This window comes from Mesorhizobium sp. M6A.T.Cr.TU.017.01.1.1, from assembly GCF_004023115.1.
Lineage (GTDB): Bacteria > Pseudomonadota > Alphaproteobacteria > Rhizobiales > Rhizobiaceae > Mesorhizobium > Mesorhizobium mediterraneum.
Genome location: NZ_RZTA01000028.1, coordinates 54,276 through 62,497, shown reverse-complemented (window position 1 = coordinate 62,497; position 8,222 = coordinate 54,276). Strand labels below are relative to the sequence as shown.

Sequence of the window (8,222 nt, the reverse complement as noted above, 5' to 3'; positions counted from 1 at the left end):
GCGGCCGAGCACGTCCTCGCTGCTTGAAAAAGTGCTTCGCGAGGCGATCCATCTCGCCACCGAGTGCGCCGCTGCGCAGGCGCTTGAGCACCCCACAATACGAAAAATAGAACTTGAGCATTCTGCCCCTCCGGCATTGTGGCGCAGGGGAATCCCGCCCCATGAGAGAGGCATGAAATATTATGTGGCGGAGGCAAGCTGGGGTTTGGCCGGCCTTGCCGGGCGTCAGGGCGGCTCCGCCACATAATCTCGCCCGACGCATAAGAACGGTTATGTGGCGCGCCACATAACCGTTCAGCGGGGCCGTCTACGTCTTCCGGGCGAAGCGGGCTGACCGGATCAAGCTGATCTTCTGGGATGGCACCGGGGTTTGCCTCTATGCCAAGCGTTTGGAGGATGGGGAGTTCCGCTGGCCGAAAGTGCATGACAGCATGATGCGGCTGACGGCCGCGCAGCTCTCGGCGCTACTCGAAGGTCTCGACTGGCGGCGAGTCCACGAGGCGCGCCGGACCCGCGTGCCAGCCCGGGCGGGCTGACCCGCGACGAAGTGAATCAGCCTGGATTCCGCTGTCGCGGGCTGTCGGCGAATATGGTCTGATCCGTTCATGGCGATGACGGCTGACCAGCTTCCCGACGATCCGGACGCGCTGAAGGCGATGGTCCTGGCGCGCGACGTCGAGAATGCCCGTCTGATTCAGATCATCAAGGAATTGCAGCGTCACCGCTTCGGCCGGCGTGCCGAGACGCTCCCCGAGGATCAATTGCTGCTGGGGCTCGAAGAGGCCGAGCAGATCGAGGCCGCCGGTGAGGAAGAGAAGGAGCAATCTGCTCCCGCCGAGCGGCAAGCAAAGGCCACGAGGCGCCGGGCCAACCGGGGCGCGCTGCCACCCCATCTGCCGCGCGTGGAGATGGTCGTCGACATCGAGGACCATGCCTGCCCATGCTGCCGCAATGGCTTGCATCGGATCGGCGAGGACGTGAGCGAACGGCTCGACATCGTGCCAGTGCAGCTGCGTGTAATCGTCGTGCGCCGGCCCAAATATGCCTGCCGCGCCTGCGAGGACGTCGTGGTTCAGGCTCCGGCGCCGGCCCGGCTGATCGAGGGTGGTCTTCCGACCGAGGCAACGGTCGCCCAGGTGCTGGTCTCAAAATATGCCAATCACCTTCCGCTCTATCGTCAGGCGCAGATCTACGCCCGGCAGGGTATCAATCTCGATCGCTCTACGCTCGCCGACTGGGTCGGCCGCGCCGCCTGGCACCTGCGTCCGGTGCATGAGCGGCTGCTTGGCAAGCTGAAGTCCTCGCTAAAACTCTTCGCCGACGAGACGACCGCGCCGGTGCTCGATCCCGGCCGCGGCAAGACGAAGACAGGCCAACTCTGGGCCTATGCCCGCGATGACCGACCATGGGAGGGGAGCCACCCGCCGGGCGTCGCCTATGTCTATGCGCCGGACCGAAAGGCCGAGCGTCCGATCGCTCATCTCGCAGGCTTCACCGGAATCTTGCAGGTCGACGGCTATGGCGGCTATCGCGTGCTGGCCGACAAATTAAGTACCTTGGACTATCATCCCGTGTTCCAGTCGCCACTCCAAATATGCCTCTTCGCCCGGAACCGGCGCGAAAGCCGAAGCATCTGCCCTCGGACGGGCATAGACCGTTTGATCCAGCGCTTCCAATTCATACTTGACCGTTTCACCGAGATATACAACTTGCCGTACGCGGGCCATAATCCGCTGGATTCCCGGTGTGATTGGCGAGTTCACCGAAGCCAGACTAATTTTGTCAGGCCGAACCACCAAGCCGGCCCGAGTGCCAGCCGTAAACTCCCCGCTGTGCTGACTTGGTCCGTGTAAACACCAGCCGTCTCCTTCGACTGCGATGTTCCCTCCATCGTGGCTTATTTCACCTCGAAAAATGTTCGCATCCCCGATAAAGTCCGCCACAAACAATGTCTTGGGGCGCTCGTAGATACCCTTCGGACTGTCCAGCTGTTCAATACGCCCGCGACTAAATATCGCAATCCTGTCGGATAGAACAATCGCCTCCTCTTGGTCGTGGGTCACGTGCAAAATTGTAATGCCGAGCTCCTGATGCAGACGTCGCACCTCCAGTTGCAACGTTTCACGAAGTCTCTTGTCGAGGGCCCCAAATGGTTCGTCCATAAGTAAGAGACGCGGCCGGTAAACGACGGCGCGAGCAAAGGCGATACGTTGTTGTTGGCCTCCCGAAAGCTGCCGTGGGAACCGGTCCTCCAAGCCCTCCAGTCCGACCAGGCGGAGCGCTTCACGAACCAATCCCGCTCGCTCAGCCTTCGGAGTACGCGTCAACGGAAACCCGATATTCTGCCCCACGGTAAGGTGCGGGAACAAGGCATAATTTTGAAAAACCATTCCGATCCCACGTTTGTGAGGAGGAATGTGAGTTGCGTCGTGTCCGTCAATGAGGATGCGACCCTCCGTTGGCTTGATGAACCCTGCTACCATGTTGAGCGTGGTGGTCTTACCGGAGCCGGAAGAGCCAAGAAGGGTTAGAAATTCGCCGGTCCGCAGTTCCAGGTCGATCGCATCGACGGCGACAAGACTTGCAAAAGCCTTGGTAACACCCTGCAGGATAAGAGCCGGCTGTGAGACATCCGCCATCACTTCACTACCTCGAATCGGAATGTTCATCGCTACACGCTTTCGCCTAGGAGTTGCCGGCGCCCTCGGAGAAGCATGAGCCCGAGCACAAGTGAACTCATTACAAGGAGCAACATCGAGACTGCGGCACCTGAAGGATCTATCGAACCCTTAACGTCGGAGAAGAGCCCGACGGGAATGGTCGTGACCTGCGCACTCGTCAGAAAAGACGCGACGATGTACTCATCCCAGGATCCAAGAAAGGCAAAAACAAACCCGAATAGAATTCCTGTGTAAATCAGCGGGACAGTTACGCGCCAAAAAACCACGACCGGACTTGAGCCCATGATCGCCGCCGCCCGTTCGAGATTGCGATCCACAGTGACCAGGGCGGCCATTATCATGACGATGGGAAGTGGGAGATTTAGGACGGCGTGCGCCAGAATCAGCCCTGGCACGGTCCCTATCAGGCCGCCCCCCACCTTGACCGGCCCGATCGACCATCCAAGAGCCCAAACAAAGAACATGCCGATAGCAATCACGACTGTCGGAATAACTAGCGGCGACAGGAGAACGGCCAGCGCGACTCGCTTTCCGCAAAATCTGCCTCGTACGAGGCCAAGCGCAGCCAGCAGGCCGAGAATAGTTGCAAGCGCCGCAGAACCGATGCCCACCTGAAGCGAAGCAACGACGCGATGCCGCCAGTCGGAGCTCGTCAATACAGCCTCGTACCAGCGGACGCTGAAGCCGACCGGCGGCCACTGCATGTTCCTGGGTTCGGTGAAACTCAACGGTAATAGAATGAGCATCGGAGCAATCAAGAACAGGCAAACGAACACACCAAAAACGCCGAGCAGCACCCGAGTGAATATATCTGGAGTCATTCGGAAACCTTTACGCCGAAAACATCGCCGAGCCTTACAGCGAAACTAGCCGCGAAGAGCACGACAAAGGTTAGGGCGAGCAGTACCATACTGATGGCACTCGCGTATCCCCACTGCAGGTGTCCGACTGCGAACACGACTTGCTCAACCACGTAGACACCGCGGCCATCTCCCAAAAGCGCGGGCGTAATATAGAAACCTAATGCGAAGACGAACACGAGCAAACTTCCTGCGAGTACACCAGGCATGCTGAGGGGCAAGATCACGCGAACGAACGTTCGGGCCGGACGTGCGCCGAGGATCGCGGCAGCACGCGAATAGTCCCGATCGATCCGGCGCATGACCGCATAGATCGGAAAGATCATATAGGGCAGCAGCACCGCTAACGTGCCGACCATTACAGCGAATTGATTGCGGATTAATGGTAATGGATTGCTGATAATACCTGTATCGATCAACGTAGCGTTTATAACTCCCGTGTCGCGCAGCAGCACGGTCAAGGCATAGGTTCTTACGATGAAGCTGAGCCATGATGGGATGAGAACGGCTAGCTGCAGGGCCGCGGCAAGCCTCGAAGGCGCAATATACATTAGATACGCATATGGATAGCCTATGAGTAAAGCCCCGACGGTGGCTACCAGAGCCGTTTTTATAGTTGTGAGAAAGGACCGAGCGATTAGCGGCGAAGAGCCAAGGCGGACATAATTCTCGAAGCCAGGGTGGGGGTCCAAAAAGCTCTGAACGACCACGTATACAAGCGGCCAGATGAAGAAAGCCGCCAGAAACACTAGGGCCGGCAGCACCAGCCAACCCCATTGGTTGGCCGGCGCCGCCTCTGCCCTCGCGCTTGATGGCGGATTCCTGCCGGCACTTGGCCGGTCATCTGAAGCCCTCGACATTTGACCCCCGAGCAAACGCAGCTCGATAGCCGATTTAGCCTTGACGGTTATGTTTGCGATCGAAGCGCCGAAGGGAGACGTCATTCTCATCTTACTGGGACTTCCATTGCTGGAACCGTTCGTCAATCTCGTTGGCATGACTAGCCAACCAGGACGAAACCTGCGGATCGTCCATGATGATGTGAGGTTCATCGAGATGGCTAGTGGGGTAGAGATCCTGCCACTTTGGATTGACTCTGGCCTTTGTATTTACAGGACCGGTTGCAATGCAGTCGGTTAGGCGGCCGTTGACCTCCTTGCTCAAGACGTACGAAATATATTGCATCGCATTCGCCGCATTCGGATTGCCCTTGGGCACGCCCAGAAAGTCCGTTCCGATCAAGGAACCGCTCCACACCATCCCTACTGGTTTACCGCTGGCCTTTACTGCGTCAACGCGATTCGCGAACGCCATCGCAAGCGAGGCCTCTCCCGATGCGAGCAAGTCCTGAACCTGGCTTCCGGAATCCCAAAATATCATCTCGCCTTTAATACTGTCGAGCTTCTTAAATGCACGATCGTAATCAAATGGGACGATGTCATTCGGAGCCACACCATCGGCCATCAACGCCATCATAATTGTAGAAGAAGCTAGATTCGCGACACCGCGCTTCCCGGGAAATTTCTTCAAGTCGAAAAAGTCTGACCACTGCGTCGGGATTTCACCCTCAGTCTTATCCGAATTGTACGCTAGGACAGTGGCATAGGTGTCGAATGGAGCAGCGTTACTTAACGCGAGTCCAGGAATAAGGTCCTCTTTAGGGATTCTCGAGTAGTCAATTGGCTCAAGATAATCATTTCCATCTTGGCTCTGCGCGAAGCTTGAGTCGGTCCATTGCACATCCGCCATGAATTGCCGAGTCTGCACTTGGAGTTTGAATTTCGAGTTATCAAGGTTCTCGGGCGCGGTCAGGATTTTGATTCCCGTCGCCTTCTCGAATGGTTCGTAATACGCCGTGCGCAGACAATCGGCAAATTGGCCCGTCCCGGTTTGGATCGTCAGCGTCTTACCTTCTGCGCTCGCCCGATCGAGTACAGGCATAACTACGAGAATCGCTCCCAGCGCCGCTGCGCTACTCACGGCAATGCCACGGTCAAGTGGCCTCCTCCCACTCGAGAACGGGCCATAGCTCTTCGATGTTTTAAGTCTCATTTTTCCTCCATAGCGTTGCGGCAGTTCTTTGACGGCAAATTATTGAGTTTCGCTCGCGACGATCAGTCCCCGAACGGCTTAAATCAAATTCAGTTTTCATATGGTCGTCATCTGGCAGCCAGATGGATTTCAGGCTTGACACGAGCCGTCCCGATGCTGCGCCAATCGCAGCGCCGGTTCCGAACCCGCCCCTCGAGCGAGGTCATTAGCCGCTTTAAGCTGGATCGATCGAAATCAAATGCGCGCAGAATGCTCGCAGCTAGGCAGCTCTCAACGGGACGATTTCAGGCCACTGAAGCGAGTGCAAGGCATGATCCGGCGCTACAATACGCTCACCAACTTGGGCGAGCGCCGCCCACATAGTGGCTTGCAATGAGGTTATAACCGGCATTCGGTATCGTTCAGTCAGTTCCCGAAGAAGGTGGCGTGTGCGTAGCGCTGCGCAACTGACGAACATTGCCGTCGCTCGCTTATCATAGGCCGCTGCAGCAATAGCGCGTATCTGGTCGTTGGACGCGCTATCTAGATCTTCGACTGACGTCGTTGGAATTGGACTGACCTCAAATCCGGCTTCCGTCAAAAACTCCCTCAATTTCTGGTTAGTTTCCGCTGGATATGGCGTGCCTACCGCAACTCTTTGGGCTTGCAGAGCCGTAAGCGCGCCGACTACCGCACCGCTCGTTGTAAGCGCACGAGGTGCCCCCGCACTCACTATTGAATGTCTAATTGCCCGTTCCCCTTGGAGGCCATTTACAAAGCTACCAGATGTACAGTTAAACACCACTATATCGGGGTCGGTGCCGGGTAGCATCGTGCTACTAATAAACGATCGAGTTGCAGATTGGACGACTTTGTCGCTCCCGATTATGCAATCTATCGAGAGGTTGCTCTCAAACCCAAATTCTGGCAGCTGCAACCGCGTTATAAGTGGCGTTACGTTTTGTGGGCACCATTCCCAAATTTCGTCATCCAGGCCCGTGTCGGGCACTATCAACATTCCTATCCGCTTGCCCATCTTAAGCGCCCTTTCGGTCATATTTCCATCATGAGGGACACGGAGGGGAGAACTGGATCAAAGATCATGCTTCAAACTGCACTTGTTCAGACAGATTGGAAGAGAAGACCGGGCTCGTCGAATACAGAGTGTATATGCCCGACATCTAACTTCTAGATAGATCACGCTCGGTGACTTCTGGGTACAAAGTTGGGCGAGGACATCTCCGCTCTGTCAAGCATGAGCCGGGAAGTGGAAACTCTTCCACGGTCTGCCCCCCCTCACACGTCCTTCTGGCTTGATTGGCAAGCAGCTACAACGCAAGGCGAGACCGTCTGTTGTGCCATTCTCGACGACGGAATCGGACCAAGTGACTACCGGACCTGCAAAGCATGCTTAGCAAATGAAGGTCGCGAAATTGACGGGCAAGCGCTGCCAACATCTCATGGACGACCGGCATGGATGCTACGCTAGTCGGTAACCGCGACAGCTGTACTAATCGTCAGCCCCCGGCGTGTCTCCCGTTTCTTTGGTGATAGAGGTCTGGCGCGCCGGATTTCAGCCTTTGAGAGGCCTCGCAAGTAGGGCCAGTTCCTCGTCCCTGTCAACATGCAATCCGGATCGGATAGCGCAAACGATGGACGTGGTAGGCGCGCGAATATGAATCGAATGAGTTGACAGCGATACAAGTGGATGCAGGATGCCTATGAGATCTCCCTGCTTTATGCGATCCAGCACCGAGCAGCGAGGTTCGAAAATTCCCTGCGCCGGCGATTTCAGCTTGTCAGAAGCAAGCGTTTCAAGTGTCTGGCCAGACTTCCTTTGACGGAAGGTCGGATAATCGGATTCTCCTTGAACGAGACCGAGCGCGACTAGCGCGTTGCGCACTCCAGCTTCATAGATTGCGAGAGCCTCAGAGGTGACCGTGCCACCGCCGAATTCCGCGCAAATGAAAACCTTGCCTTGGGTTTGAGCGAAGGTATCAAACATTCCAGGGGTGTCGTCGTGCTCCCAGAGCAAGGTAGCTGGTAGTTTGAATGCGTCTGCCATTCTCACGGTCCTAGCCATAAGATCGCGATCGGCAACAGGGTGCGTCGTGGCGGCAGGTGGAAAATCCCACGTTGGTCCGAAACTGTGCAGATCAAATACGGTATCGACCATTGGCAATAACAGACCGGAAACCGCATCCGCGATTCGTTCGGTTACCGTACCATCGGCGCGGCCCGGAAACACTCGATTGAGATTCAAGCCGTCAATTGGCGTATTGCGGGTGCACGCCTGCAAAGCAAGCGGATTGAGTACTGGCACGATGATGACCCTTCCACAAGTTTGCGCTTTAGGCAGCCACTCAATAACCCGTCGTGCGACAATCGGACCTTCCAATTCGTTGCCGTGACATCCACCTGTGATGAGGAGACGGGGTCCCTCCCCTTTATTTAAGTTGAAAACTGGAAGCGAAAGAGCCCCGTAGTCTGCCCCGTTGGGGACAACGAGGTTGCCTATGCTCAGACCAGGCGCTTCGGGATCGAATGTGAGGTGTGGCGTTTCGGTCATTGATCAACCTCAGGAGTTATAAGTAATTCAGAGTACCGAGCAGCTTGCTTCGGTTTCTCCAGAAATGGCAAAGAGGGCTTA

Annotated in this window: 5 protein-coding genes and 1 pseudogene; 1 reads left to right on the top strand and 5 read right to left on the bottom strand. The window is 56.5% G+C overall.

Annotation, left to right across the window (positions count from 1 at the left end):
• Window positions 1-605 precede the first annotated feature (605 nt).
• Window positions 606-1,547: pseudogene (locus EOB36_RS11870) on the top strand (IS66 family transposase); the annotation flags it as partial.
• On the opposite strand, the gene EOB36_RS11865 reads toward EOB36_RS11870, so the two are convergent.
• The 5 genes from EOB36_RS11865 to EOB36_RS11845 form a co-directional block, all read right to left on the bottom strand.
• Window positions 1,548-2,639: an ABC transporter ATP-binding protein gene (locus EOB36_RS11865; RefSeq protein WP_128284920.1), complete on the bottom strand. Its 1,092-nt coding sequence runs from the start codon at window positions 2,637-2,639 to the stop codon at window positions 1,548-1,550.
• Between the two features lie 32 nt (window positions 2,640-2,671).
• Window positions 2,672-3,502 (bottom strand): ABC transporter permease, encoded by an 831-nt coding sequence (locus EOB36_RS11860; protein ID WP_128284916.1) that lies wholly within the window; start codon window positions 3,500-3,502, stop codon window positions 2,672-2,674.
• Window positions 3,499-4,485, bottom strand: coding sequence for an ABC transporter permease (locus EOB36_RS11855; RefSeq protein WP_164897501.1), 987 nt, complete (start codon window positions 4,483-4,485; stop codon window positions 3,499-3,501). Before EOB36_RS11855 ends, EOB36_RS11860 begins: the two co-directional genes overlap by 4 nt.
• Window positions 4,486-4,492: 7 nt before the next feature.
• Window positions 4,493-5,593 (bottom strand): ABC transporter substrate-binding protein, encoded by a 1,101-nt coding sequence (locus EOB36_RS11850; protein WP_128284914.1) that lies wholly within the window; start codon window positions 5,591-5,593, stop codon window positions 4,493-4,495.
• 1,552 nt (window positions 5,594-7,145) lie between these two features.
• Complete coding sequence (locus EOB36_RS11845; protein ID WP_128284913.1) at window positions 7,146-8,141, bottom strand: succinylglutamate desuccinylase/aspartoacylase family protein; 996 nt, start codon at window positions 8,139-8,141, stop codon at window positions 7,146-7,148.
• Window positions 8,142-8,222 lie beyond the last annotated feature (81 nt).